This window comes from Mitsuaria sp. GD03876 (assembly GCF_029840635.1).
Lineage (GTDB): Bacteria > Pseudomonadota > Gammaproteobacteria > Burkholderiales > Burkholderiaceae_C > Roseateles.
This window is the reverse complement of record NZ_JAOCCU010000022.1, coordinates 69,276-92,579: the sequence shown is the minus strand read 5'-3', so window position 1 is coordinate 92,579 and position 23,304 is coordinate 69,276. Positions and strand designations below refer to the sequence as shown.

Genomic DNA, 23,304 nt, shown 5'->3' with positions numbered 1-23,304 from the left:
CAAGTCACGGATAATGCGCGGATGCCTGCTATTCAATTGACCCCTGCCCAGCGCAAGGAAAAGCGCGCCGACGCCCACCATCTGGACCCGGTGGTGATGATCGGCGCCGACGGCCTGACGGCCGCCGTTGCGAAGGAAGTCGACGCCGCGCTGAAGGCCCACGGCCTGATCAAGGTGCGCGTGATGTCGGACGACCGCCAGGGCCGCGAGGAGATCCTCGCCACGCTCGCCGACCAGCTGGACGCCGCGCCGATCCAGCACATCGGCAAGCTGCTGGTGCTGTGGCGCCCGATGCCGGAAAAGGAAAAGGCCGTCAAGGAAGACGCCCGCCCGGCGCCCAAGACGGTGAAGATCGTGAAGTTCTCCAAGAGCGGCAACAACCGCCCGCAGATCAAGAAGGTCACCGTGCTGGGCAACCAGCGCGTCACGCAGGGCGGCGAGGTCAAGCGCGCGAAGAAACCGCGCCAGACCAGCCTCAAGAAGGCCAGCCAGGGCTGATCGCTCCCGGCCCCAACGACAAGACGGCCCGCGGGCCGTCTTTCTTTTTGCGCTCGGTGAAGCGCTCCTCGATGAAACGCGTGCGCCTCAGCGCGCCGCCGGCCGGTTCACCCGCCACGCGAGCGTCAGCACCGCGATCGCCTTCAGGCCGAAGAACACCAGCGACACCGCGTGCAGCTGCAGGAAGGTCCAGCTGCCCTGCCCTTGCCGGGCGGCTTCCATCATCGGCTGCAGCGCGTAGTAGCCCGCGGCGGTGAAGCCGATGGCCAGCAGCGGCAGCAGGAAACCGGGATTCATCGCCGAACCGCCGACCGCGCCGTCGCGATGCAGCCGGCGCTCCATCAGGATCAGCAGGACGCCGGCGGCCAGCGCGACGCGCGCGTCCATCTCGAACAACCGCGCGACGTACTTGCCGGCCATCGCCCGCTCCAGCGTCGCGAACGCGTTCGGCGCCGCCAGCAGCGCGACCGCCAGCAGCTCGCCGGCCCACAACGCGGCCAGCAGCGCCCGGATCCGGAGCAGCATCGGCGTCCGCCTCAGAGATAACGGACGTCGACGATCTCGTAGCGCTTGATGCCGCCGGGCGCCACGACCTCGGCGACGTCGCCGGCTTCCTTGCCGATCAGCGCGCGCGCGATCGGGGAGCTGATCGAGATCAGGCCCTGCTTCAGGTCGGCCTCGTCGTCGCCGACGATCTGGTACGTGACCTCGTTGCCGGACTCTTCCTCTTCCAGGTCCACGGTGGTGCCGAACACCACCTTGCCGCCCGCGTCCACCTCGGACGGGTCGATCACCTGGGCCGACGACAGCTTGCCCTCGATCTCCAGGATGCGGCCTTCGATGAAGCCCTGCTTGTCCTTGGCCGCCTCGTACTCGGCGTTCTCCGACAGGTCGCCCTGGGCGCGCGCCTCGGCGATGGCGTTGATCACGGCGTGCCGCTCGACCGTCTTGAGCCGATGCAGTTCTTCCTTGAGCTTCTCAGCGCCGCGCTTGGTCAATGGGATCGTGGCCATGTCTCTAGAACCTTGAAAAACAAAACAAACCGCCGCTGCCGCTCAGGGTCGCTGAGCAGCGGCGGCGGAATGGGATGGGCCAGTTTAATGCAGTTCGGCGTGCAGTTCCTGCAGCGATTGCACCAGCAGGCCATCCTTGTGCTTCATGCCCTCGACCGCGGCTTCGCAGCCGGCCATCGTCGTGTAGTAGGTCACCCGGTTGGCCAGCGCCGCCTGGCGGATGTGGCGGCTGTCGGCGATCGCGGCGCGGGTCTCGTCCACGGTCGTGAACACCAGCTGGATGTCCCCGCCCTTGATCATGTCGACGATGTGCGGCCGGCCGTCCTTGACCTTGTTGACGACGCGCACCGGGATGCCGGCGGCCTCGATCGCCGCGGCCGTGCCCTTGGTCGCCACCACGCCGAAGCCCAGCGCCGCCAGGTCACGCGCCAGCGCGACCGCCCGGTCCTTGTCGTTGTTCTTGACGGTGATCAGCACGTTGCCCTGGCGCGGCAGGCGCGAGCCCGCGCCCAGCTGGCTCTTGAGCATCGCCTCGCCGAAGGTCCGGCCGGCGCCCATGACTTCGCCGGTCGAACGCATTTCCGGGCTGAGGATCGGATCCACGCCGGGGAACTTGTTGAACGGGAAGACCGCTTCCTTGACGCTGAAGTACGGCGGCTGGATCTCCACCGGCGGCTTGCCGCCGGCGGCGGTCTGGTCCTTGAGCTTGACGCCGGCCATGCAGCGCGCGGCGATCTTGGCCAGCGGCTGGCTGGTCGCCTTGGACACGAAGGGCACCGTGCGCGACGCGCGCGGGTTCACCTCGAGCACGTACACCGTGTTCTCCGACAGCCCCTTGGTCACGTCGCCCTGGATCGCGAACTGCACGTTCATCAGGCCCACGACCTTGAGCGCCTTGGCCATCGCCGCGGTCTGGCGGCGCAGCTCGTCCTGCAGCTCCTTGGACAGCGTGTACGGCGGCAGCGAGCAGGCCGAGTCGCCCGAGTGGATGCCCGCGGCCTCGATGTGCTCCATGATGCCGCCCATCATCGTGTCCTCGCCGTCGCAGATGCAGTCGACGTCGACCTCGACCGCGTCCTCCAGGAAGCGGTCCAGCAGCACCGGCGACTTCTCGCTGACGCGCACCGCCTCGCGCATGTAGCGCTCCAGGTCCTTGTCGCCGTGCACGATCTCCATCGCGCGGCCGCCCAGCACGTAGCTCGGGCGCACGACCAGCGGGTAGCCGATCTCGTTGGCCAGCGCCACGGCCTGGTCTTCATTGCGCGCGGTGCGGTTGGGCGGCTGCTTCAGGCCCAGCTCGTGCAGCAGCTGCTGGAAGCGCTCGCGGTCCTCGGCCATGTCGATCGAGTCCGGCGAGGTGCCGATGATCGGCACGCCGTTGGCCTCCAGGTCCAGCGCCAGCTTCAGCGGCGTCTGGCCGCCGTACTGCACGATCACGCCGACCGGCTTTTCCTTGGCCACGATCTCCAGCACGTCCTCGAGCGTCACCGGCTCGAAGTACAGGCGGTCCGACGTGTCGTAGTCGGTGGAGACGGTCTCCGGATTGCAGTTGACCATGATGGTCTCGTAGCCGTCCTCGCGCATCGCCAGGGCCGCATGGACGCAGCAGTAGTCGAACTCGATGCCCTGGCCGATGCGGTTCGGACCGCCGCCCAGCACCATGATCTTCTTCTTGTCGGACGGGTTGGCCTCGCACTCCTCGTCATAGGTCGAGTACATGTAGGCGGTCTGCGTCGCGAACTCGGCGGCGCAGGTGTCGACGCGCTTGTAGACCGGGCGCACGTCCAGCGCGTGGCGCGTCTTGCGGACCTCGTGCTGGTTGGTGCCCAGCAGCTTGGCCAGGCGCTTGTCCGAGAAGCCCTTCTTCTTGAGCAGGCGCAGCTCATCGGCCGACAGGCCGGCCAGCTCGCGGCCCTTCAGGCTCTGCTCGATCTTGATCAGCTGCTCGATCTGGGCCAGGAACCACGGGTCGATCTTGGTTTCCTCGAAGACCTCGTCCAGCGTCATGCCGATGCGGAACGCGTCGCCCAGGAACAGGATGCGCGACGGGCCGGGCTCGCCGATCTCCTGCACGATCTCCTCGCGGTCGGTGCTGATCTCGGTCAGGCCGTCGATGCCGGTCTCCAGGCCGCGCAGCGCCTTCTGGAACGACTCCTGGAAGTTGCGGCCCATGGCCATCACCTCGCCGACCGACTTCATCTGCGTGGTCAGGCGCGAATCGGCCATCGGGAACTTCTCGAAGGCGAAGCGCGGGATCTTGGTGACGACGTAGTCGATGCTGGGCTCGAACGAGGCCGGCGTGATGCCGCCGGTGATGTCGTTCTTCAGCTCGTCCAGCGTGTAGCCGACGGCCAGCTTCGCGGCGATCTTGGCGATCGGGAAGCCGGTGGCCTTGGAGGCCAGCGCCGACGAACGCGACACGCGCGGGTTCATCTCGATGACGACCATGCGGCCGTCGACCGGGTTGATCGAGAACTGCACGTTGGAGCCGCCGGTGTCGACGCCGATCTCGCGCAGGATCGCGATCGAGGCGTTGCGCAGCAGCTGGTATTCCTTGTCGGTCAGCGTCTGCGCCGGGGCCACGGTGATCGAGTCGCCGGTGTGGATGCCCATCGGATCCAGGTTCTCGATCGAGCACACGATGATGCAGTTGTCCGCCTTGTCGCGGACCACTTCCATCTCGTATTCCTTCCAGCCGATCAGCGATTCCTCGATCAGCAGCTCGTTGGTCGGGGACAGGTCGAGGCCGCGCTTGCAGATCTCCTCGAACTCCTCCGGGTTGTAGGCGATGCCGCCGCCGGTGCCGCCCAGCGTGAAGCTGGGGCGGATCACCATCGGGAAGCCCGCGCCGCCGATGTCGGCGTGGATGCGCTTCTGCACCGCCCACGCCTCTTCCAGCGAGTGCGCGATGCCCGAGCGGGCCGAACCCAGCCCGATCTTGGTCATCGCGTCCTTGAACTTGAGGCGGTCCTCGGCCTTCTCGATCGCGTGCTCGTTGGCGCCGATCATCTCGACCTTGTACTTGTCCAGCACGCCGTGCTTGTGCAGGTCCAGCGCACAGTTCAGCGCGGTCTGGCCGCCCATCGTCGGCAGGATCGCGTCGGGGCGCTCCTTGGCGATGATCTTCTCCACCACCTGCCAGGTGATCGGCTCGATGTAGGTGACGTCCGCGGTGTCCGGGTCCGTCATGATCGTCGCCGGGTTGCTGTTCACCAGGATGACCTTGTAGCCCTCCTCGCGCAGCGCCTTGCAGGCCTGGGCGCCCGAGTAGTCGAACTCGCAGGCCTGGCCGATGATGATCGGGCCGGCGCCGACGATGAGGATGCTTTTGATATCAGAACGCTTGGGCATGAGTCGTCTCCCTCTTCATCAGGCCTTGGACATCAGACCGATGAAGCGGTCGAACAGATACGAAATGTCGTGCGGGCCGGGGCTCGCTTCCGGGTGGCCCTGGAAGCAGAAGGCCGGCTTGTCGGTGCGGGCCAGGCCCTGCAGCGTACCGTCGAACAGGCTGACGTGCGTCGGGCGCAGGTTCGCGGGCAGCGTCTCGGCGTCGACCGCGAAGCCGTGGTTCTGGCTGGTGATGCTGACGCGGCCGTTGTCCAGGTCCTTCACCGGGTGGTTCGCGCCGTGGTGGCCGAACTTCATCTTGAAGGTCTTGGCGCCGGAGGCCAGCGCCATGATCTGGTGGCCCAGGCAGATGCCGAAGGTCGGGATGCCGGCCTCGATCAGCTGCGCGGTCGCCTTGATCGCGTAGTCGCAGGGCTCCGGATCGCCGGGGCCGTTGGACAGGAAGACGCCGTCGGGCTCGAGGTCGAAGACCTCCGAGGCCGGCGTCTGCGCCGGCACGACGGTGATGCGGCAGCCGCGCGAGGCCAGCATGCGCAGGATGTTGCTCTTGACGCCGAAGTCGTAGGCGACGACGTGGAACTTGGGCGAGGCCTGCTCGCCGTAGCCCTTGCCGAGCGTCCACTCGGTCTGGGTCCAGGTCTCGCGCTCGGTGCGGCTCACGACCTTGGCCAGGTCCAGGCCCGCCATGCTGGGTGCGCCCTTCGCGGCGGCGATGGCCTCGTCGATGTGGGCCTGCGTGATGCGTTCACCAACATTCAGCGCCAGGATGCAGCCGTTCTGGGCGCCCTTCTCGCGCAGCACGCGCGTCAGGCGGCGCGTGTCCAGGTCGGCGATGGCGACGGTGCCCTCGTCGCGCAGGTATTGCTGGAGCGTGCGGCTCTTGCGGAAGTTGGAATCAAGGACCGGAGGCTCCTTGATGATGAGGCCAGCGGCATGGATCTTCGAAGCCTCGACGTCCTCGTCGTTGATCCCGTAGTTGCCGATGTGCGGATACGTCAGCGTGACGATCTGCTTGCAGTAACTGGGGTCGGTGAGGATTTCTTGGTAGCCGGTGAGCGAGGTGTTGAACACCACTTCACCGACGGTCCGGCCGGCGGCGCCGAGCGCGGAACCCTTGAAGACCGTGCCGTCTGCCAGGGCAAGAATCGCGGGAGGAGCGGAAAGCAGATCGGGCAGCACGGGGAACTCCGTTGTTGTGCGCGCGCCCGGCTCTGCTTCAGGGCCCTGAACGCCGCCGGCACGCGCCGTGGACGGCTGGCGCGCGGGTGCGACCGGGTCTCCTGCGAGGGAGTCGATCCAGTGGGATCCGATGCGATCGGGGGGTGAAGTGTGCGGGACGCGGTAGGTTGCGGGTAAACCTGACAAGTATAACCCGCCAGGGTATCTACTGACGAATTTTGCGCAAACCGGTCATCAGGCGGACATCGCGGAGCGCCCCGTTGATGTCCGCATGGAACCGGATGGCTGCGCCCCGCGCCCCGCTCAGCCCGCGGTGACCCGCATGGGCTTTTGCATCACGTCGCAGGCCTTGCCCTTCTTGGCGCGCTTGCCGGCGTAGGACGCCAGCGCCACGCCCTTGAGCGGCTCCTCCTTGGGCTTCTGGCCGCGGGCCAGGCCGCCGACGATCAGCTGCGTCGTGAACGCGGCCACGCTGACCAGCGCGTCCTTCGCGTCGAGGTCGATCAGCGTGAGCCCGCGCCCGCCCTTGGGCTGGTGCTTGAGCTCGTCGATCGCGAAGGTCAGCAGGCGACCGGTCATCGACAGGCACGCCACCTGCACGCCGGCGACCTCGCCGGCCGGCACCACCGACGGCGGCAGCGGGCGCTCGTCGCCTTCCAGGCTCAGGAAGCCCTTGCCCGCCTTCTGGCGGCCGACCAGGTCGCCGACCTCGGCCACCAGGCCGAAGCCGCCAGTGCCCGCCAGCAGCAGCTTCTGCGTCGCCGCGCCGGCGAAGTAGTGGGCGATCTGGCTGCCCGACTCGAGCTCGATCAGCGTGGTGATCGGCTGGCCGTCGCCGCGCCCGCCCGGCAGCGCCGACACCGGCACCGAGTACGCGCGGCCGTTGGTGCCCAGCACCACCAGCGGATCGACGCTGCGGCACGGGAACACGCCATACAGCGAGTCGCCCGACTTGAACGCCAGCGCCGCCGCGTCGACCTCGTGGCCCTTGAGCGCGCGCACCCAGCCCTTGAGGCTGACGACCACCGTCACCGGCTCGTCGACGATGCGGACCTCGGCCACCGCGCGCTTGTCCTCCTGGATCAGCGTGCGGCGGTCGTCGCCGTATTGCTTGGCGTCGGCCTCGATCTCCTTGATCACCGTGCGGCGCAGCGTCGACGGGTTGGTCAGGATCTCCTCGAGCTTGCCGGCCTCCTCGCGCAGGTTCTTCAGCTCCTGCTCGATCTTGATGAACTCCAGCCGCGCCAGCTGGCGCAGCCGGATTTCCAGGATGTCCTCGGCCTGGCGGTCGCTGAGCTTGAAGCGCTCGATCAGCGCCGGCTTGGGCTCATCCGAGTTGCGGATCAGCGCGATCACCTCGTCGATGTGCAGCAGGATCTGGTGGCGGCCTTCCAGGATGTGGATGCGGTCGCGGACCTTGTCCAGCCGGTGCTGCGTGCGCCGCGTCACCGTGTTCAGCCGGAAGCCGTTCCACTCGGTCAGGATCTTGCGCAGCGACTTCTGCACCGGGCGGCCGTCGTCGCCGACCATCGTCAGGTTCAGCGGCGCCGAGGTCTCCAGGCTGGTGTGCGCCAGCAGCGTGTTGATCAGGTCCTGCTGCTCGATGGCGCGGCTCTTGGGCTCCAGCACCAGGCGCACCGGCGCGTCCTTGTTGGACTCGTCGCGGGCCTTGTCCAGCACCGCCAGCACCGCGCCCTTGAGCTGCAGCTGTTCCGGGGTCACCGTCTTCTTGCCGGTCTTGACCTTGGGGTTGGTCAGCTCCTCGATCTCCTCGAGCACCTTGGCCGTGCTGACGCCCTGCGGCAGCTCGGTCACGACCAGCTGCCACTGGCCGCGGGCGAGGTCCTCGATCTTCCAGCGCGCGCGCAGCTTCAGGCTGCCGCGGCCGGTGTTGTAGGCCGCGCGGATCTCCTCCGGCGAGCTGATCAGCTGCGCGCCGCCCGGGTAGTCCGGGCCCTTGATCAGGCCGTAGAGCTCGTCGTCGCTGGCGTCCGGGCGCTTGAGCAGCAGCACCGCCGCCTCGGCGACCTCGCGCAGGTTGTGGCTGGGCACTTCCGTGGCCATGCCCACCGCGATGCCCGACGCGCCGTTGAGCAGCACGAACGGCAGCCGCGCCGGCAGCTCCTTCGGTTCCTCGTAGGAGCCGTCGTAGTTGGCCTGGAAGTCGACCGTGCCCTGGTCCAGTTCGTCCAGCAGCAGCCGCGAGTAGATCGACAGCCGCGCTTCCGTGTAGCGCATCGCCGCGGCGTTGTCGCCGTCGCGGCTGCCGAAGTTGCCCTGGCCGTCCACCAGCGGATAACGCTGGCTGAACTCCTGCGCCATCCGGACCATCGCGTCGTAGGCCGCCTGGTCGCCGTGCGGGTGGTACTTGCCGAGCACCTCGCCGACGACGCGCGCGCTCTTGACCGCCTTGGCGCCGGTGGCGCCGGTGAAGCCCAGGCCCAGCCGCTCCATCGTGAACAGGATGCGGCGCTGCACCGGCTTCTGGCCGTCGCTGTAGACGGGCAGCGCGCGGCCCTTCACCACCGACAGCGCGTACTCCAGGTAGGCCTGCTGCGCGTACTGGGCCAGCGTCAGCGCGTCGTCCGACGGGCCTTGGCCGCCGGGACCGCCCGCGCCCTTGGGCGTCTCGAAATCAAAGGTCTCTTGGTTCATTTCTGGTCATGCCGGCCTGGGCCGGGGTTCGAATCTCTGGAATCTTGAAAGTCTGGATCGCGCGGCCGCGACGGCCGCTCGCTCATCCGCCGGGCATCTCGACCATCGTCAGCTGCCGGGCCCGGGCGCCGAGGCTGCGCTGCAGCAGCGCCCAGTACAGCTCGAGCACCAGGTGCACGTGCGCCTGCGTCTCGTCGATGTCGGGCATGTGCCCCCCGGCCCGCCGCACCGCGCCCTCGCCGGCGTTCCAGGCCGCCAGCGCCGCGTCGATGCGACCGAAGCGCCGCGTCAGGTCCGCCAGCATCCGCGCGCCGATCAGCACGTTGGCGCGCGGCTCCAGCAGCAGCGCGGGGCGCCGCAGCTCGTCCGCCGTCGCGTAGCGCTGCGCGGTGACCGGCGTGATCTGCATCAGCCCGGTCGCGCCGCGCGGCGACACCGCGTCGGACTTGAAGCCCGACTCGACCGCGATGATCGCCTTGAGCAGCTCCGCGTCGACGCCGGTGGCCGCGGCCGCCTCGCGCAGGTAGGGCTGCACCGCCTTGACCTCCGGTGCGATGTCCAGCCAGGTCAGCATGCGCTGGCCGTGGTCGGTCTTGCCCGGCACGCGCTGCACGCCCGCCAGCGGCGACATCACCGGCTGGAAGCGGCCGTCGACCCGCATCGGCGCGAAATGCGCGATGCCGTCGGCGTCCACGTAGCCCCACAGCTCCGCGTGCGCCGGCGTCAGCTTGGCGGCGAAGGCCACCGCGATGCCCAGCGCCACGCGCCGGCGCAGCGGCACGCCGCGCGGGGTGGAGCCGCGGCCGTGGCTCATGCGGCCTCCAGCCCCCGCGCCAGGCGCGCCTCGTACTCGCGCTTGAGCAGCGACATCACGATCAGGTCGTCGAAGGCCGCGCCCTCGCCGACCACGCCGTCGGCATCGGGCAGCGGCTCGGCCCGCACGCATTCGCGCAGCCGGCCTTCCTCGACGTAGCCCTCGCTGCGGTACAGCGCCTGCGCCCGCGTGTTGCGGCCCTTCACGTCCAGCCAGAAGCGGTGCGCGCCCAGCTGCGTGAAGGCCATCCGCTTGAGCAGCCGCACGCAGACGCGCCCCACGCCCTGCCCCTTCGGGCCGAGCACGATGCGCTTGAGCTCCACCGAGCGGTTGGGATTGCGGCAGCCCTGCAGGATCACGAAGCCGGCATGCACCGCGTCGAGCTCCACGATGAAATGCCGCGCGTCGGGAAACCGGATCGCGCCCTCGTGCTGCGTGCGCTCCCACGGGGTGATGAAGGGCCGGTTGGCCGCGTCCTGCTCCACGCCGACGACGAAGTCCAGGTCGGACAGCATCGTCGGGCGCAGGGTGACGCGGTGGTCGTCCATGGCATCAGACGTCGATCTCGATGGCGTCGCCGTGCAACTCCATCAACTCGCGGCGCGCGGCCGCCTCGCCCTTGCCCATCAGCTTGTTCATCGCGCCCTCGGTGTCGCCGATGTCCAGCTCGCCATAGCGCACCTGCAGCAGGCGCCGCGTCTCGGGATTGAGCGTCGTGTCCCACAGCTGCTCGGCGTTCATCTCGCCCAGGCCCTTGAAGCGGCTGATGCTCCAGCTGCCTTCGCGGGCGCCTTCCTTGCGCAGCTTGTCCAGGATCGCGGTCTGCTCGCCCTCGTCCAGCGCGTAGAGCTTGGCCGCGGGCTTCTTGCCGCGCGCCGGCGCGTCGACGCGGAACAGCGGCGGCCGCGCCACGTAGACGTGGCCGGTGGCGATCAGCTTGGGGAAGTGGCGGAAGAACAGCGTCAGCAGCAGTACCTGGATGTGGGCGCCGTCGACGTCCGCGTCCGACAGGATGCAGATCTTCCCGTAGCGCAGGCCGGACAGGTCCGGCTCGTCGTTCTTGCCGTGCGGGTCCACGCCGATGGCCACCGAGATGTCATGGATCTCGTTGTTGGCGAACAGCCGGTCGCGCTCGACCTCCCAGGCGTTGAGCACCTTGCCGCGCAGCGGCAGGATCGCCTGCGTCTCCTTGTCGCGGCCCAGCTTGGCGGAACCGCCGGCGGAGTCGCCCTCGACCAGGAACAGCTCGTTGTGCAGCAGGTCGGTGCTCTCGCAGTCGGTCAGCTTGCCGGGCAGCACCGCCACGCCGGAGCTCTTGCGCTTCTCGACCTTCTGCGCCGCGCGCTGGCGCGTCTGCGCCTGCTTGATGACCAGCTCGGCCAGCTTCTTGCCGTGCTCGACATGCTGGTTCAGCCACAGCTCCAGCGCCGGCTTGACGAAGGCCGACACCAGCCGCAGCGCGTCGCGCGAGTTCAGCCGCTCCTTGGTCTGGCCCTGGAACTGCGGGTCCAGCACCTTGGCCGACAGCACGAAGCTGGCGCGCGAGAACACGTCCTCGGCCATCAGCTTCACGCCCTTGGGCGCGAGCGCGTGCATCTCGATGAAGCCCTTGATCGCGCCGAACAGGCCGTCCTTGAGGCCCGACTCGTGCGTGCCGCCGGCCACCGTGGGGATCAGGTTCACGTAGCTCTCGCGCATGACCTGGCCTTCCTCGGTGAAGGCCACGCACCAGGCGGCGCCCTCGCCCTCGGCGAAGTTCTCGCTCTCGGAGGCGGTGGCGTACTGCTCGCCCTCGAACAGCGGGATCAGCGGATCGGCCGGCAGCGACTGCATCAGGTAGTCGCGCAGGCCGCCCTTGTAGGTCCAGGTCTGCGTCTCGCCGCTCTTCTCCTGCGTCAGCGTCACGATGACGCCGGGCATCAGCACCGCCTTGGAGCGCAGCAGGTGGACCAGCTCGTTCCTGGGCAGGTCGGAGCTCTCGAAGTACTTGCCGTCGGGCCAGACGCGCACCGTCGTGCCCTGCTTGCGGTCGCCGGCCTTGAGGTCGGCCTTGCGCACGGCCACCGGCTCGACGACGTCGCCGCCGGCGAAGGCCAGCGTCGCGACCTGGCCCTCGCGGTAGACCGTCACCTGCAGCCGCTTGGCCAGCGCGTTGGTCACCGACACGCCCACGCCGTGCAGGCCGCCGGAGAAGCTGTAGGCGCCGCCGGCGCCCTTGTCGAACTTGCCGCCGGCGTGCAGCCGCGTGTAGACGATCTCCACGACCGGCACGCCCTCCTCCGGGTGCAGCCCGAAGGGAATGCCGCGGCCGTCGTCCTCGACCGTGATCGAGCCGTCGGTGTGCTGGATGACGGCGATGCGCTTGCCGTGCCCGGCCAGCGCCTCGTCCGCCGCGTTGTCGATCACCTCCTGGATGGTGTGCAGGGGGTTGTCGGTGCGGGTGTACATGCCCGGGCGCTGCTTGACGGGCTCCAGTCCCTTGAGGACGCGGATCGAGCCTTCGCCGTAGCTGCCGGGAGAAGTGACTGCTTTGGTTGCCATGGGGCGGGATTCTATGCAGCGTCGATGACGCTCCCGGGCGCCTGCGGGCAGGGGTCGTTCCCATGGGGGAATCCCCGCGGTCCCGGGCCGTCCTTCAGGGGAATCCCGAAGTCCCGCGCGCGCCCTGCGCACGCGCGCCGCGCCCGGCCACGTCCGGTTACCGATCGGGCGCTGGCACGCCCGGAGCGCTGTCGTAGCATCCGCCGCTTGTCCGCCCGATCCCCGGTCAATCCCCCCGTCTAGCGCCCGTTCCCCGCCTGCACCGGTCCGATGCCCTCCTTGTTCCGCCCCCTCTCCCCCGTCCTGGGCCCGCTGGTCCTGGCACTGATCGCCCTCCTCGGCGCCGGTCCGGCACGCGCCGAGGACTACAAGGCCAGTCCCGAGATGGCGATGGAGCTGCGCCACGCCCGCTGGTTCGACGGCGAGAAGCTGCAAAGCGGCACGCTGTACGTCGACGACGGGCGTTTCGTCGAGAAGCGGCCCCGCAAGGTCAACCGGCTGCTGGAGCTGCGCGGCCAGACGCTGGTCGCGCCGCTGGCCGACGCCCACAACCACAACCTGCAGAGCGCCTGGGGACTGGACAAGTTCGGCCAGGACTACCTGCGCGACGGCGTCTTCTACGCCGCGATGCTGTGCGCCGACCCGGCCGCGATCGACCCGATCCGGGCTCGCGTCGCCCAGGCGGAGACGCCGGACGTGCTGTTCGCCACCGCCTGCATCACCTCGTCGGACGGCCAGCCGCTGGCGATGCTGCAGTCGGGCACGCCGCCGATGTCGCTGGACCAGATCGTCGACAAGGCGGTGCTGGTGATGGACACGCCCGAGCAGGTCGCGCAGAAATGGCCGCTGGTCGCGGGCCGGCACAGCGACCTGGTGAAGGTCATCATGAGTTACCACGACCGCCCCGAGCTGCGCCAGCAGCCCGAGCAGCGGGGCCGGCTCGGCGTGACGCCGGAGGTGATGGCCGAGGTGGTGCGCCGCGCCCACGCGGAACAGCGCCGCGTCGTCGTGCACATCGAGAGCGCCGCCGACTTCGCCGCCGCCGTGCGCGCCGGGGCCGACTTCATCGCCGAACTGCCGGGCTACTTCCCGCAGCACGGCGAGGACCCCGAATCCCACCTGATCCCGCCCGAGGTCGCCGCGCTGGCCGCGGAAAAGAAGATCGGCCTGATCACCGCGACGGTCGCGACGCGGCTGTTCCAGCCCACGCCGGAGCTGCTGGCCCGCATCGAGGCGGTCCAGAAGCAGAACCTGGAGCGGCTGAAGGCGGCCGGCGCGCGGCTGCTGGTCGGTTCGGACCTGTTCACCGGCAATGCGCTGAGCGAGCTGCACCACCTGGACCAGCTCGGCGTGCTGGACAAGGCCGCGCTGCTGCGCCTGGCCAGCGTCGAGACGCCGCGCGCGCTGTTCCCGCAGCGCAAGCTCGGCTGCTTCCAGCCCGGCTGCGAAGCGAGCTTCCTGGTGCTGGCCGGCAATCCGCTGGAGAACCTGGACGCGCTGGACAAGCCGCTGCTGCGCATCAAGCAGGGCCGCGTGCTGACGCAGCTCGAGGACGTGGCCGCGACCGCCGGCGAGGAGGACAACGCGCTGAACTCGTCCGCCGCGTCCAAGAAGAAGGCGACCGGCAAGAAGGCGGCCGCGAAATCCACGAAGAAGAAGCCTGCGGGGAAACCCGCATCGAAGGCCGGCACGCGGTAGTCGCCGCTACATTGACCGGATGAGCGCGATCCCGATCTCCCCCTCTCCGGCCCGCGGCCTGTCGATGCGACAGGTGCTGATCTGCGGCGCCGCCATCGTCACGCTGTCGATGGGCATCCGCCACGGCTTCGGCCTGTGGCTCACCCCGATCACCATGGACCGCGGCTGGACCCGCGAGGCCTTCTCGCTGGCGCTGGCGGTCCAGAACCTGGCCTGGGGCGCGGCCGGGCCGTTCGCCGGCATGCTGGCCGACCGCTTCGGCGCGCTGCGGGTACTGGTGGCCGGCGCGCTGCTGTACGCGGCGGGGCTGGCGCTGATGGCGGTCTCCGCCACCACGGCCGGGTTCCTGGGCAGCGCCGGCGTGCTGATCGGGCTGGCGCAGTCGGGCACGACCTACGCGGTGGTCTACGGCGTCATCGGCCGCAACGTCTCGCCGGAGCGGCGCTCCTGGGCGATGGGCGTGGCCGCGGCGGCGGGGTCCTTCGGCCAGTTCCTGATGGTGCCGGTCGAGAACTGGCTGATCGGCTACACCGGCTGGCAGAACGCGCTGTTCGTGCTGGCGATCGCCGCCTGCCTGATCGTGCCGCTGGCCTTCGGCCTGCGCGAGCCGGCGCGCGACGCCGCCCACGGCGCTCATCACCAGAGCATCGGCCAGGCGCTGCGCGAGGCCTTCGGCTACCGCAGCTTCCAGCTGCTGATGCTGGGTTACTTCGTCTGCGGCTTCCAGGTCGTGTTCATCGGCGTGCACATGCCGAGCTACCTGAAGGACCACGGCCTGACGCCGCAGGTCGCCACCAACGCGCTGGCGCTGATCGGGCTGTTCAACGTCTTCGGCACCTATGCCGCGGGCACGCTGGGCCAGCGGCTGCCCAAGCGCTACCTGCTGTCGGCGATCTACCTGCTGCGCTCGATCGCGATCGTGATCTTCCTGAGCGCGCCGCTGACGCCGGCCAGCGTCTATGTCTTCTCCGCGGTGATGGGGGTGCTGTGGCTGTCCACGGTGCCGCCGACCAACGCGATCGTGGCGCAGATCTTCGGCGTGCAGCACATGTCGATGCTGGGCGGCTTCGTGTTCCTCAGCCACCAGGTCGGCAGCTTCCTGGGCGTCTGGCTGGGCGGCAAGCTCTACGACGCGACCGGGTCCTACGACGTGGTCTGGTACCTGGCGATCGCGCTGGGCGTGATGGCGATGCTGGCCAACCTGCCGGTGCGCGAGACGGCCATCGCGCGGCAGCCGGCAGCGGCGGCGGCGGCGGCGGGCTAAGGCGCGGCGCCTCGTGGACGGGAGCGGCGGCATGCGGCGCGGACTCTGGCGGATCGGCGGCTGGCTCGCGGCCGCGGCGGTGCTGGGCGCGGTGTTCCTGGCCTATGCGCAGCCCTCGCTGATGCAGCAGCTCGGCGACGCGCTGTGGGCCTGCTTCTGACGGGTTGGCAGACGGTGCGGTAGACACAAGGAGAACGGAGACAACATGGTCGTGATCATCACCGGCGCGTCCGACGGCATCGGCGCCGAACTGGCCCGCCAATGGGCGCGGCGCGACGGCGTCAAGCTCTCCCTGGTGCTGGCGGCGCGCAGCGTCGACAAGCTCGAGAAGGTCGCCGCCGACTGCGAGGCGCTCGGCGCCCGCACGCTGGTGCAGCGCTGCGACGTCGAGTCGCAGGAGGACTGCCAGGAGCTGGTGCGCGCGACGCTGGGCGCCTTCGGCGCGATCGACGTGCTGGTCAACAACGCCGGCATGTCGGCGCATGCGCTGTTCGACCAGGTCAAGGACCTGGCCTGGTACCAGCGCCTGATGCAGATCAACCTGTGGGGCTCGGCCTGGTGCACGCAGGCCGCGCTGCCCGCGCTCAAGTCGAGCAAGGGGCGCATCGTCGCGGTCTCCAGCCTGGCCGGGCTGCTCGGCATCCCGGGGCGGACCGCCTACAGCGCCAGCAAGTTCGCGATGACCGGTTTCTTCGAGGCGCTGCGCACCGAGGTCGCCTCGCACGGCGTCAGCGTCACCATCGCCTATCCCGGCGTGGTCGACACGCAGATCCGCTACCGCGGCTTCAACGCGCAGGGCCAGGCCTCGGGCCTGAGCAGCCTGGACGAGCGCGGCGCGATGACGGTCCAGGCCTGCGCGCGCCTGATCCTGGACGGCGCGCTGCAGCGCGAGCGCGACATCGTCATGACCACCAAGGGCAAGCTCGGACGCTGGCTGAAGCTGCTGGCGCCGGCGATGGTCGACCGCATGGCGATGAAGGCCCTCAAGAAGGAACAGCGGCCGGCATGAACGTGGGCATGAGCTTGAGCATCGGGGCGGGTGCCGGCGGGCACGGCGCCGGATTCCCCAGCGACTGGGTGCTGCGCTGGTCGCAGGCCTGGCGCGACCGCGACGGCGCCACGGCGCTGGACCTGGCCTGCGGCGCCGGCCGCCACCTGCGGCTGCTGGCCGGCGACGGCGTGGCGGTCACCGGCGTCGACCGGGACGCCCAGGCGCTGGCCGGACTGGCGGGGACCTCCGGCCGCGTCGAGCTGATCGAGGCCGACATCGAGCACGGGCCCTGGCCGCTCGAGGGGCGCGCCTTCGATGTCGTCATCGTCACGAACTACCTGTGGCGGCCGCTGCTGCCGCGCGTAGTCGCGTCGGTCGCGCCCGGCGGCTGGCTGATTTACGAAACTTTTACCGATGGCCAGCAGAGCATCGGACGGCCCGCGCGGCCCGAGTTCCTGCTGAGGCCCGGCGAGCTGCTCGCGGCGGTCGAGGGGCTGCGCGTGGTGGCGTACGAGGACGGCTTCCTCGAGGCGGACCTCGCCGGCGACGCCGCCGCGACCGTCAACGGCCGCTACGTGCAACGCGTTGCTGCCGTTCGCCCGCGCGCGGGCGCGGACACGGCCGCCGACGCCGCCGCCAACGGCGCGGCGCCTGGGGTCTACCCGCGGTACCGGCTGCGCTGAACGCGGACGGCCGGAAGCGCCCCGGCGCTTCAGTAGAATCCGCCGATCACGAGGAATCCTCAATGAATGCAATTGTTGGCAGCATCGTCGCGCTGGTCACGCCGATGCACGAAGACGGCCGCATCGATTTCGATGGGCTGCGCAGTCTGATCGACTGGCACATCGACCAGGGCACCGACGTCATCGGTGTCGTCGGCACGACGGGCGAGTCGCCCACCGTCACGATGGAAGAGAACCGCGAGGTCATCCGCGTCGCGGTCGAGCACGTCAAGGGCCGCAAGCCGGTCCTGGCCGGCACCGGCGCCAACGCCACCACCGAAGCCATCGAGCTGAGCCGCTTCGCCAAGCAGGTCGGCGCGGACGCCACGCTGTCGGTCGTCCCCTACTACAACAAGCCGTCGCAGGAAGGCATCTACCAGCACTTCAAGGCGATCGCCGAGGCGGTCGACATCCCGATGATGCTGTACAACGTGCCCGGCCGGACGGTCGCGGACATGGCCCCCGAGACAGCCATCCGCTGCGCCGCGCTGCCCGGCGTGTTCGGCATCAAGGAAGCCACCGGCAACATCGAGCGCGCGGCCTGGCTGATCAAGCACGCGCCCAAGGGCTTCAACATCTACTCCGGCGACGACGGCACCGCCATCGCGCTGATGCTGCTGGGCGGCCGCGGCCATGTGAGCGTCACCGCCAACGTCGCGCCCAAGGCGATGCACGAGATGTGCGTGGCCGCGATCGAAGGCCGCGTGCGTGAAGCCACCGCGCTGCACTTCCAGCTGCTGGGCCTGCACAAGCAGCTGTTCTGCGAACCCAGCCCCGCCCCGACCAAGTGGGCGCTGAACCGGCTGGGCCGCTGCGGCAATCACCTGCGCCTGCCGCTGACCCCGCTGACCGACGCGGGCCAGCCGCTGGTCGAAGGCGCCCTGCGCGAGGCCGGCCTGCTCTAATCACCGCCGGCCGGCATGACCGGCCGCTCGATCCCCCTATCCCTTCAGCGGCCGCGGGCCGCCGTTTCCTACCTCGGAGATCTCCAGCGTGACTCGTCCCCTTTCTGAAACCGGCGCCTCCACCCCGGTGCGCGTGGCCTGCCTGATGGCGGTGGCCTCGCTGACGGCGTGCAGCACGTTCGAGAGCATCACCACCAGCGACAAGGTCGACTACCGCACCCAGGCCAAGCAGACGACCGGCCTGGACGTGCCGCCGGACCTGACCCAGCTTCCCAAGGAAAACCGCCCCACCGGCCCGATCAGCGCCGCGCAGATGGCCGCGCAGCCCAACGCGCAGCGCCAGGCCGTGGCGACCGCGGGCTCGCCGGTCGCGCTGGACAAGGCCGGCACCGTCGAATACCACCGCCTGGGCAACGCCCGCTGGCTGCACAGCACGCTGCCGCCCGAGCAGGTCTGGCCGCAGGTCAAGAACTTCTGGCAGGACCGCGGCTTCACGCTCGAGACCGAGGACCAGAACGTCGGCCTGATGGAGACCAACTGGGCCGAGAACAAGGCCAAGCTGCCGCAGGACTTCATCCGCAAGACGCTGGGCACGCTGCTGGATTCGCTGTACTCGACCGGCGAGCGCGACAAGTTCCGCACCCGCCTGGAGCGCAACGACCAGGGCGGCACCGACATCTACGTGACGCACCGCGGCCTGGTCGAGGTCTACACGAACTCCCAGCGCGACGACACCGGCTGGCAGCCGCGCCCGTCCGATCCGGAACTGGAAGCGGAAATGACCTCGCGCCTGATGCTCAAGCTCGGCGGCAAGGACGAAGAAGCCAAGACGATGGTCGCGACCGCCCAGCAACCGGCGCCGTCGTTCGCCGAGGCGCCGCGCGGCAACGCGCCGCGCTCGCTGGCCGACGTGCCGGACCAGCTGCAGATCAACGAGGACTTCGACCGCGCCTGGCGCCGCGTCGGCCAGTCGCTGGACCGCCATGGCTTCACCATCGAGGACCGCGACCGCAAGCAAGGCCTGTTCTTCCTGCGCTACGCCGATCCGAACCAGGCCGGCAAGGAAGAGCCCAACTTCTTCCAGCGCCTGTTCGGTGCGAAGAGTGCCTCGAGCGCCGTCCGCTACCGCGTGTCGGTCAAGTCGGAGGCCGGCAAGTCCACCGTCGCGATCCTGGACGACAAGGGCCAGCAGCAGACCAACGAGATGGCCAAGCGCATCCTGCAACTGCTGATGGAAGACGTTCGCTGAAGTCACGAATGGCGTACTGCCGTACGCCATCAGATTTGTCACTTTGCGCAAATAGAAACGCCACCCTCGGGTGGCGTTTCTCATGGCGAGTTTCGAGAAGAGTATCCAGTCAAATACCAGCGGGCAGCGTGGCGACCGGATCCCTCAGAAACATTGCAGCAAAGAAAAAGCCGCATGGGCGAACCCATGCGGCTTTTTCAGGACGAGAGATCGTCTTAGTTGCTGGCGGCCGAAGCGGGAGCAGCAGCGTCCGAGGCAGCAGCCGAAGCTTCAACGGCCGGGGCCGAGGCTTCAACGGCGGGAGCCGAAGCTTCCGGAGCGGGGGTCGCCACGGGAGCGGCAGCTTCTTCCTTCTTGCCGCAAGCGGTCAGGGCAACAGCGGCCAGCAGGGAGGCCAACAGGATCGACTTTTTCATACTTGTCCTCAAGTAACTTTTAGACGAACAATCAATTACCGGTAATTAATGAAGTCGTACCAGAGTACGAGTACGAACTTCAGCAGACCAAGACGCGAGAAACCTCGAGCGCTTCCCTCGCCTAGCCAGCAATTATAGCCACCAGTTTGTAATCTCCTTACAAGCCTAGGGTGCTGCTGGCGAACGAGTCGGCAGACCGTTGCTCAATAGCGTCAAACCACTCGCGCGCCATGGCTTCTTCGCGGGCATCTCCCAGCGAGAGCGACGCCCGCGAAGGCGTCCACAACCTCAATGTCAGCAATCCGGGTGCCAGCAGCAGCGCCATCGGCGCCGGCGTGCTGCGCTCGAGCAGGTCGGCCGGGTCATAGGCGCGCGGCTGGACGACCGGATCGTGCAGTTGCCGCCACTGGACGAAACGCGGATGGACGCGGCGCAGCGCTTCGTAGTCGACGGCGGCCAGCAGGCGGAGCTTGCGGTGCGGCAGCGCCCAGCGATGCAAGCCCTCCAGCAGCGCCGGATCCGACAGCGGCCAGGCCGTGAAGTCCGGATCGAGCCAGCACAGTTCGCGGCCGCCGCGCTCGGCCGCCAGCAGCAGCGCTTGCCGCAGCATTTGCCGGACCGCCTCCGCCGTCTCGACGAGGCCGGTCTTCAGGTTTTCCGGAAGCGGGGGTGGCGAGGACATTGGAAGCTCCTGGGGCGGATGACAAGGGATCGACGCGGAGATCGACGCGAATCAGGCGGGCAGCACCCAGCCGTCCTCGGTCCACTGGTCCAGCAGGTCGCGTGCCCCGTCGCTCAGGCGGGCGACGTCGGCGGCCGACAGGACGCGGGCATCGGCCAGGCGGCGCATCAGCGTCGCGTCGCGGCCGCCGGCCCGGAACGATTGGCCGTTGATGAACACATGGGCCGCGTCATACATCATGCGGCTGCGCGGGCTCAGCCGCGCGCCCTGCCCGGGCGGCAACGCCTCGCCGGTGTCGAAGAACACCCGTGGCTTGGGTTCGGTCAGCGCCTCGCCGAGCGCCCGTTCCAGCGCCAGCGGCTGGGCGACCGCCTTCAGCACCGCCTCCCGCGCGAACGTGGTCAGCGCCTCCGGAATGCGGCCGGGTTCGCCGGTGGCGGCCTGTCGCGGATCGACGTACATCCGGTCGCCGCGCGGTGCTTCCTCGTCATCGGTCAGGCGGACCAGCAGCTCATTGGCCAGTTCGCTCCGCCAGGGCGAACGGAAGCCGACCGACGCCGTCATGCAGTCGCCACCGACCGCCACCCCGTCGTGCGCCCAGCCCGGTGGCAGATAAAGCATGTCGCCGGGTTCGAGCACGAAGTCCTCCTCCGGCTCGAAGTCGGCCAGCACCTTCAGCGGCACGTCGTCGCGCAACTCGCCGGTGGTGGCCACGCCCAGCCGGCCGATGCGCCAGTGGCGGCGGCCGCTGACCTGGATCAGGAAGACGTCGTAGGAATCGAAATGCGGCCCGACGCCACCGCCTTCGCTGGCGTAGGACAGCATCAGGTCGTCGAGCCGTGCCTCGGGCACGAAGCGGAAGCGGCTCAGCAGCTCGTGGGCGGCCTGGACATGCAAGTCCAACCCCTGCACCAGCAGCGTCCATTGCGGCTTGCTCCAGGCCGGCAGCTTGGCGATCGGTCCCTGGCGCAGCGACCAGCGGTCGCCGTCCTGCTGGGAGACGAGACGGGATTCCACGTCCTCGCTGGCCGCCAGCCGCGCCAGGCCGGCGCGGTCGATCGGCGGCTGCGCGCCGGGCAGCGCCTGGCGCACCAGCAGCGGCTGCTTCTGCCAATGGCCCTTCATGAACTGGGCGGGGCTCAGGCCGCCCAGCAGCGGCAGCGGGACGTCGATGTCGAGGCCGGCGGGGCGGGCCGGAGAAGCCTTCGCGGCCGGCTTGGGAGTCGTGGACTTGGAGGTCATGGTCGCGCATTGTCTGAGAGAATCGCGCGATGCAAATCACTGCCCCCTGCGTCGTCTCCCTGACCTGGAGACTCGAGGACGCCCAAGGCCAATCCGTCGAGGTGCTGGACCCGGCGATGGAGTTCTTCTACGGCGGCGAGGACCTGTTCGCGAAGGTCGAGGAAGCGCTGGCCGACAAGGTCGCCGGCGACGAAGTCAGCGTGGCGCTCGAGCCCGAGGACGCGTTCGGCGACTACGACAGCGACCTGGTCTGCTTCGAGCCGCGCGAGGTCCTGCCCGAGAACGTCGATGTCGGCATGCAGTTCGAGGGACTGCCGGAAGGCTCGTCCACGCCGGACATGCCCGCGGACCGCATCTACACGGTGACCGAGGTCTACCCGGAACACGTGGTGCTGGACGGCAACCACCCGCTGGCGGGCGTCGGCCTGCGCATCCACGTGACGGTGCACGACGTGCGCGAGGCCACCGAGGAAGAGATCGAGGCCGGCACGCTGGGCGATTCGGGCCTGAGCATCGCGGCTGGACCGGGGCCGGACGAGCCGATTCACTGACTGCCGGCGCCTGGCGCCGCCCAATGAAGAAGCCCCGCGATGCGGGGCTTTTTGCTTTTGGCGTCCACGCTTGGTTGCCGTGCCCGGGCTCAGGACGCCCACTGCTTCAGTAGCTCATCGGGCAGCAAGGCCAGGAGGCCAAGCGCCAGGAGAAAGGCGCTCCCCCATGCGAAGTAGCGTTTGACCGCTCTGACCAACGCCCTCTCGGCCTCGTGCTCCCAGAGCCCTTCGACCAGGAATGCGAAGGGACCCATCAAGCCCATCTTGATGCGCTTCTTGAGAGGGAGTTCCACATTCATCAGCCGGACCATGTGATAGATCCCGAGGCAGATGAAGATGAACCCCACCGAGAAGAGCATCACCGCGGTGATCAACAAGCACATCGACGCAACGTCCGCTTCAATCGATCGACCCCGAGCGCAAGCGGAGGTCAGATCCGGGTGGTCACATGGATCGCATGCACGGACCCGACGTGGAGATAGAGGGACAGTCGCATGCCCGCGTGCTCAAAGGTGTTGGCGTCGCCATTCTCGGCGGGCGCCCATCCGAGTTCCGCGATGACGGCCTCGACCCGCGTCTGGGGCGGCGGTCCGAAGCGGCCAGCCAAATCGACCTTGCCGAACCACCGATGCTTTCCCTGCCAGCTCACCGCGCCGCAACGCCCGACATCCCGACGCTGCAACTCGTCGCACAACGAGTCCAGCTCATGGGAAATCTTCACCTTCGACTCAGGCCGGAATATCCCCAACACCTCTCTGTTGCGTGCCGGGCCGGTCACGAAAATGACAACGACATACACGCCCAACGCGACGGCACACAGCACTTGAAACGAAGAGCGCCATCTCATCTCTTCCGCCTCCCCTCTGCATCGGCAACGGCTCAGCCGACCTGGGCGCGAAGGTCGATCAAGAACGCCTTGTCATTCGACACCTTGTCCGCGAAAGCCGAGAAGGCCTGCAGGCGCTCGTTGACCTGGACATCGACGTCCATGCCGCGCGTGAACTGCGCGATGGCTTCCCACTTGGTTCGAAGGTCCGCTTCCAGATGTCCGAGCTCAGCCTGGATCAACCTCACGGGCGACGCTCGCGGATCCGTGGCCAGTCGATAGAGCACGCGACGCACGGCCCATGGCATCGGCGCGATCCACTTGGGATTCAACCGCTCGTCGTCGAGCAACAGCTGACCAGTGGCCACACGATTCGCGAATGGCAGGCCATGCGTGATCAAGGCCTCTTCCAGGAGATCGGCGGACCCTTCATCGCCCAGCGGGAACCCTCTTCCAAAGCGATTCCCTTCCGGCACCAGGCGATGCAGCGCAAGCTCGAGGGTCTCTCCCCGGTCACTGCTGCGATATCGATCGCCCAACCGCGTCTCGATGAAGGTCTCGAGTGCGTCGAGGCGCACCCGGATCTCGACCTGGACCCGGTCCCCGGTTTTCCATTGAGATTGGTCCAGCAAGGACCAGATGGACAACATCTGCGTCGCGCCTGCGATACCGACGTTCGTGAAGCAGAAAATGCCCCGGTCCTCGGG

General features: G+C 68.7%; 23 protein-coding genes. 9 read left to right on the top strand and 14 right to left on the bottom strand.

Annotation, left to right across the window (positions count from 1 at the left end; all coding sequences use genetic code 11):
• Positions 1-21: 21 nt before the first annotated feature.
• A complete protein-coding gene (gene yhbY / locus N5D62_RS15460) occupies positions 22-498 on the top strand; it encodes a ribosome assembly RNA-binding protein YhbY (RefSeq protein WP_279758737.1) in 477 nt (158 codons plus the stop codon).
• Between the two features lie 87 nt (positions 499-585).
• Here yhbY and N5D62_RS15455 read toward each other — a convergent pair whose 3' ends face one another.
• The 8 genes from N5D62_RS15455 to N5D62_RS15420 form a co-directional block, all read right to left on the bottom strand.
• Positions 586-1,023: a DUF4149 domain-containing protein gene (locus N5D62_RS15455; RefSeq protein WP_279758736.1), complete on the bottom strand. Its 438-nt coding sequence runs from the start codon at positions 1,021-1,023 to the stop codon at positions 586-588.
• A gap of 11 nt (positions 1,024-1,034) precedes the next feature.
• The gene (greA, locus tag N5D62_RS15450) at positions 1,035-1,511 is read right to left on the bottom strand and encodes a transcription elongation factor GreA (RefSeq protein ID WP_279758735.1); all 477 of its coding nucleotides are present in this window, start codon (positions 1,509-1,511) and stop codon (positions 1,035-1,037) included.
• Positions 1,512-1,595: 84 nt separating this feature from the next.
• Positions 1,596-4,862, bottom strand: coding sequence for a carbamoyl-phosphate synthase large subunit (gene carB / locus N5D62_RS15445; protein ID WP_279758734.1), 3,267 nt, complete (start codon positions 4,860-4,862; stop codon positions 1,596-1,598).
• 18 nt (positions 4,863-4,880) lie between these two features.
• Complete coding sequence (gene carA / locus N5D62_RS15440) at positions 4,881-6,041, bottom strand: glutamine-hydrolyzing carbamoyl-phosphate synthase small subunit (RefSeq protein ID WP_279758733.1); 1,161 nt, start codon at positions 6,039-6,041, stop codon at positions 4,881-4,883.
• A 303-nt stretch (positions 6,042-6,344) separates the two neighbouring features.
• A complete protein-coding gene (parC, locus tag N5D62_RS15435) occupies positions 6,345-8,696 on the bottom strand; it encodes a DNA topoisomerase IV subunit A (RefSeq protein ID WP_279758732.1) in 2,352 nt (783 codons plus the stop codon).
• A gap of 82 nt (positions 8,697-8,778) precedes the next feature.
• Complete coding sequence (locus N5D62_RS15430; protein WP_279758731.1) at positions 8,779-9,510, bottom strand: lytic transglycosylase domain-containing protein; 732 nt, start codon at positions 9,508-9,510, stop codon at positions 8,779-8,781.
• Complete coding sequence (locus tag N5D62_RS15425) at positions 9,507-10,058, bottom strand: GNAT family protein (protein WP_279758730.1); 552 nt, start codon at positions 10,056-10,058, stop codon at positions 9,507-9,509. Before N5D62_RS15425 ends, N5D62_RS15430 begins: the two co-directional genes overlap by 4 nt.
• Positions 10,059-10,062: 4 nt before the next feature.
• Positions 10,063-12,051, bottom strand: a complete 1,989-nt coding sequence (locus N5D62_RS15420; RefSeq protein ID WP_279758729.1) for a DNA topoisomerase IV subunit B — start codon at positions 12,049-12,051, stop codon at positions 10,063-10,065.
• Between the two features lie 279 nt (positions 12,052-12,330).
• Here N5D62_RS15420 and N5D62_RS15415 point away from each other — a divergent pair, with 279 nt between their 5' ends.
• The 7 genes from N5D62_RS15415 (at position 12,331) to bamC (ending at position 18,880) form a co-directional block, all read left to right on the top strand.
• The gene (locus N5D62_RS15415; protein WP_279758727.1) at positions 12,331-13,749 is read left to right on the top strand and encodes an amidohydrolase family protein; all 1,419 of its coding nucleotides are present in this window, start codon (positions 12,331-12,333) and stop codon (positions 13,747-13,749) included.
• A 19-nt stretch (positions 13,750-13,768) separates the two neighbouring features.
• Positions 13,769-15,013: an MFS transporter gene (locus tag N5D62_RS15410; RefSeq protein WP_279758726.1), complete on the top strand. Its 1,245-nt coding sequence runs from the start codon at positions 13,769-13,771 to the stop codon at positions 15,011-15,013.
• Between the two features lie 31 nt (positions 15,014-15,044).
• Positions 15,045-15,173, top strand: coding sequence for a hypothetical protein (locus N5D62_RS15405; protein WP_279758725.1), 129 nt, complete (start codon positions 15,045-15,047; stop codon positions 15,171-15,173).
• A 45-nt stretch (positions 15,174-15,218) separates the two neighbouring features.
• Positions 15,219-16,022: an SDR family oxidoreductase gene (locus N5D62_RS15400; protein ID WP_279758724.1), complete on the top strand. Its 804-nt coding sequence runs from the start codon at positions 15,219-15,221 to the stop codon at positions 16,020-16,022.
• Between the two features lie 8 nt (positions 16,023-16,030).
• Positions 16,031-16,687, top strand: a complete 657-nt coding sequence (locus N5D62_RS15395; RefSeq protein WP_279758723.1) for a class I SAM-dependent methyltransferase — start codon at positions 16,031-16,033, stop codon at positions 16,685-16,687.
• Positions 16,688-16,749: 62 nt separating this feature from the next.
• On the top strand, positions 16,750-17,631 hold the full coding sequence (gene dapA, locus N5D62_RS15390; protein WP_279758722.1) for a 4-hydroxy-tetrahydrodipicolinate synthase: 882 nt from the start codon (positions 16,750-16,752) through the stop codon (positions 17,629-17,631).
• 88 nt (positions 17,632-17,719) lie between these two features.
• Positions 17,720-18,880 carry an outer membrane protein assembly factor BamC gene (gene bamC / locus N5D62_RS15385; RefSeq protein WP_279758721.1) on the top strand — a complete coding sequence of 387 codons (1,161 nt, stop codon included), beginning with the start codon at positions 17,720-17,722 and terminating at the stop codon, positions 18,878-18,880.
• Between the two features lie 215 nt (positions 18,881-19,095).
• Here bamC and N5D62_RS15380 read toward each other — a convergent pair whose 3' ends face one another.
• The 3 genes from N5D62_RS15380 to N5D62_RS15370 form a co-directional block, all read right to left on the bottom strand.
• Entirely contained in the window at positions 19,096-19,296 is a 201-nt protein-coding gene (locus tag N5D62_RS15380; RefSeq protein ID WP_279758720.1) for a hypothetical protein, read from the bottom strand.
• A 157-nt stretch (positions 19,297-19,453) separates the two neighbouring features.
• Positions 19,454-19,978, bottom strand: coding sequence for a hypothetical protein (locus N5D62_RS15375; RefSeq protein ID WP_279758719.1), 525 nt, complete (start codon positions 19,976-19,978; stop codon positions 19,454-19,456).
• 51 nt (positions 19,979-20,029) lie between these two features.
• On the bottom strand, positions 20,030-21,103 hold the full coding sequence (locus tag N5D62_RS15370; RefSeq protein ID WP_279758748.1) for a cupin domain-containing protein: 1,074 nt from the start codon (positions 21,101-21,103) through the stop codon (positions 20,030-20,032).
• A 146-nt stretch (positions 21,104-21,249) separates the two neighbouring features.
• On the opposite strand from N5D62_RS15370, the gene N5D62_RS15365 reads away from it, so the two are divergent.
• Positions 21,250-21,771, top strand: coding sequence for a peptidylprolyl isomerase (locus N5D62_RS15365; protein ID WP_279758718.1), 522 nt, complete (start codon positions 21,250-21,252; stop codon positions 21,769-21,771).
• 89 nt (positions 21,772-21,860) lie between these two features.
• Here N5D62_RS15365 and N5D62_RS15360 read toward each other — a convergent pair whose 3' ends face one another.
• The 3 genes from N5D62_RS15360 to N5D62_RS15350 all read right to left on the bottom strand — a co-directional run bounded on the left by N5D62_RS15360 (position 21,861) and on the right by N5D62_RS15350 (position 23,247).
• Complete coding sequence (locus tag N5D62_RS15360; protein ID WP_279758717.1) at positions 21,861-22,145, bottom strand: hypothetical protein; 285 nt, start codon at positions 22,143-22,145, stop codon at positions 21,861-21,863.
• A gap of 56 nt (positions 22,146-22,201) precedes the next feature.
• Positions 22,202-22,492, bottom strand: a complete 291-nt coding sequence (locus tag N5D62_RS15355; protein ID WP_279758716.1) for a hypothetical protein — start codon at positions 22,490-22,492, stop codon at positions 22,202-22,204.
• Positions 22,493-22,650: 158 nt separating this feature from the next.
• On the bottom strand, positions 22,651-23,247 hold the full coding sequence (locus tag N5D62_RS15350; protein WP_279758715.1) for a hypothetical protein: 597 nt from the start codon (positions 23,245-23,247) through the stop codon (positions 22,651-22,653).
• Between the last annotated feature and the right edge of the window lie 57 nt (positions 23,248-23,304).

Excerpts from the sequence above, each read along its gene's own strand:
- yhbY (WP_279758737.1), top strand. The coding sequence starts at position 22 with ATGCCTGCTATTCAATTGACCCCTGCCCAGCGCAAGGAAAAGCGCGCC.
- N5D62_RS15455 (WP_279758736.1), bottom strand. The coding sequence starts at position 1,023 with ATGCTGCTCCGGATCCGGGCGCTGCTGGCCGCGTTGTGGGCCGGCGAG.
- greA (WP_279758735.1), bottom strand. The coding sequence starts at position 1,511 with ATGGCCACGATCCCATTGACCAAGCGCGGCGCTGAGAAGCTCAAGGAA.
- carB (WP_279758734.1), bottom strand. The coding sequence starts at position 4,862 with ATGCCCAAGCGTTCTGATATCAAAAGCATCCTCATCGTCGGCGCCGGC.
- parC (WP_279758732.1), bottom strand. The coding sequence starts at position 8,696 with ATGAACCAAGAGACCTTTGATTTCGAGACGCCCAAGGGCGCGGGCGGT.
- N5D62_RS15430 (WP_279758731.1), bottom strand. The coding sequence starts at position 9,510 with ATGAGCCACGGCCGCGGCTCCACCCCGCGCGGCGTGCCGCTGCGCCGG.
- N5D62_RS15425 (WP_279758730.1), bottom strand. The coding sequence starts at position 10,058 with ATGGACGACCACCGCGTCACCCTGCGCCCGACGATGCTGTCCGACCTG.
- N5D62_RS15420 (WP_279758729.1), bottom strand. The coding sequence starts at position 12,051 with ATGGCAACCAAAGCAGTCACTTCTCCCGGCAGCTACGGCGAAGGCTCG.
- N5D62_RS15410 (WP_279758726.1), top strand. The coding sequence starts at position 13,769 with ATGAGCGCGATCCCGATCTCCCCCTCTCCGGCCCGCGGCCTGTCGATG.
- N5D62_RS15405 (WP_279758725.1), top strand. The coding sequence starts at position 15,045 with ATGCGGCGCGGACTCTGGCGGATCGGCGGCTGGCTCGCGGCCGCGGCG.
- N5D62_RS15400 (WP_279758724.1), top strand. The coding sequence starts at position 15,219 with ATGGTCGTGATCATCACCGGCGCGTCCGACGGCATCGGCGCCGAACTG.
- N5D62_RS15395 (WP_279758723.1), top strand. The coding sequence starts at position 16,031 with ATGAGCTTGAGCATCGGGGCGGGTGCCGGCGGGCACGGCGCCGGATTC.
- dapA (WP_279758722.1), top strand. The coding sequence starts at position 16,750 with ATGAATGCAATTGTTGGCAGCATCGTCGCGCTGGTCACGCCGATGCAC.
- N5D62_RS15380 (WP_279758720.1), bottom strand. The coding sequence starts at position 19,296 with ATGAAAAAGTCGATCCTGTTGGCCTCCCTGCTGGCCGCTGTTGCCCTG.
- N5D62_RS15375 (WP_279758719.1), bottom strand. The coding sequence starts at position 19,978 with ATGTCCTCGCCACCCCCGCTTCCGGAAAACCTGAAGACCGGCCTCGTC.
- N5D62_RS15370 (WP_279758748.1), bottom strand. The coding sequence starts at position 21,103 with ATGAAGGGCCATTGGCAGAAGCAGCCGCTGCTGGTGCGCCAGGCGCTG.
- N5D62_RS15365 (WP_279758718.1), top strand. The coding sequence starts at position 21,250 with ATGCAAATCACTGCCCCCTGCGTCGTCTCCCTGACCTGGAGACTCGAG.
- N5D62_RS15350 (WP_279758715.1), bottom strand. The coding sequence starts at position 23,247 with ATGTTGTCCATCTGGTCCTTGCTGGACCAATCTCAATGGAAAACCGGG.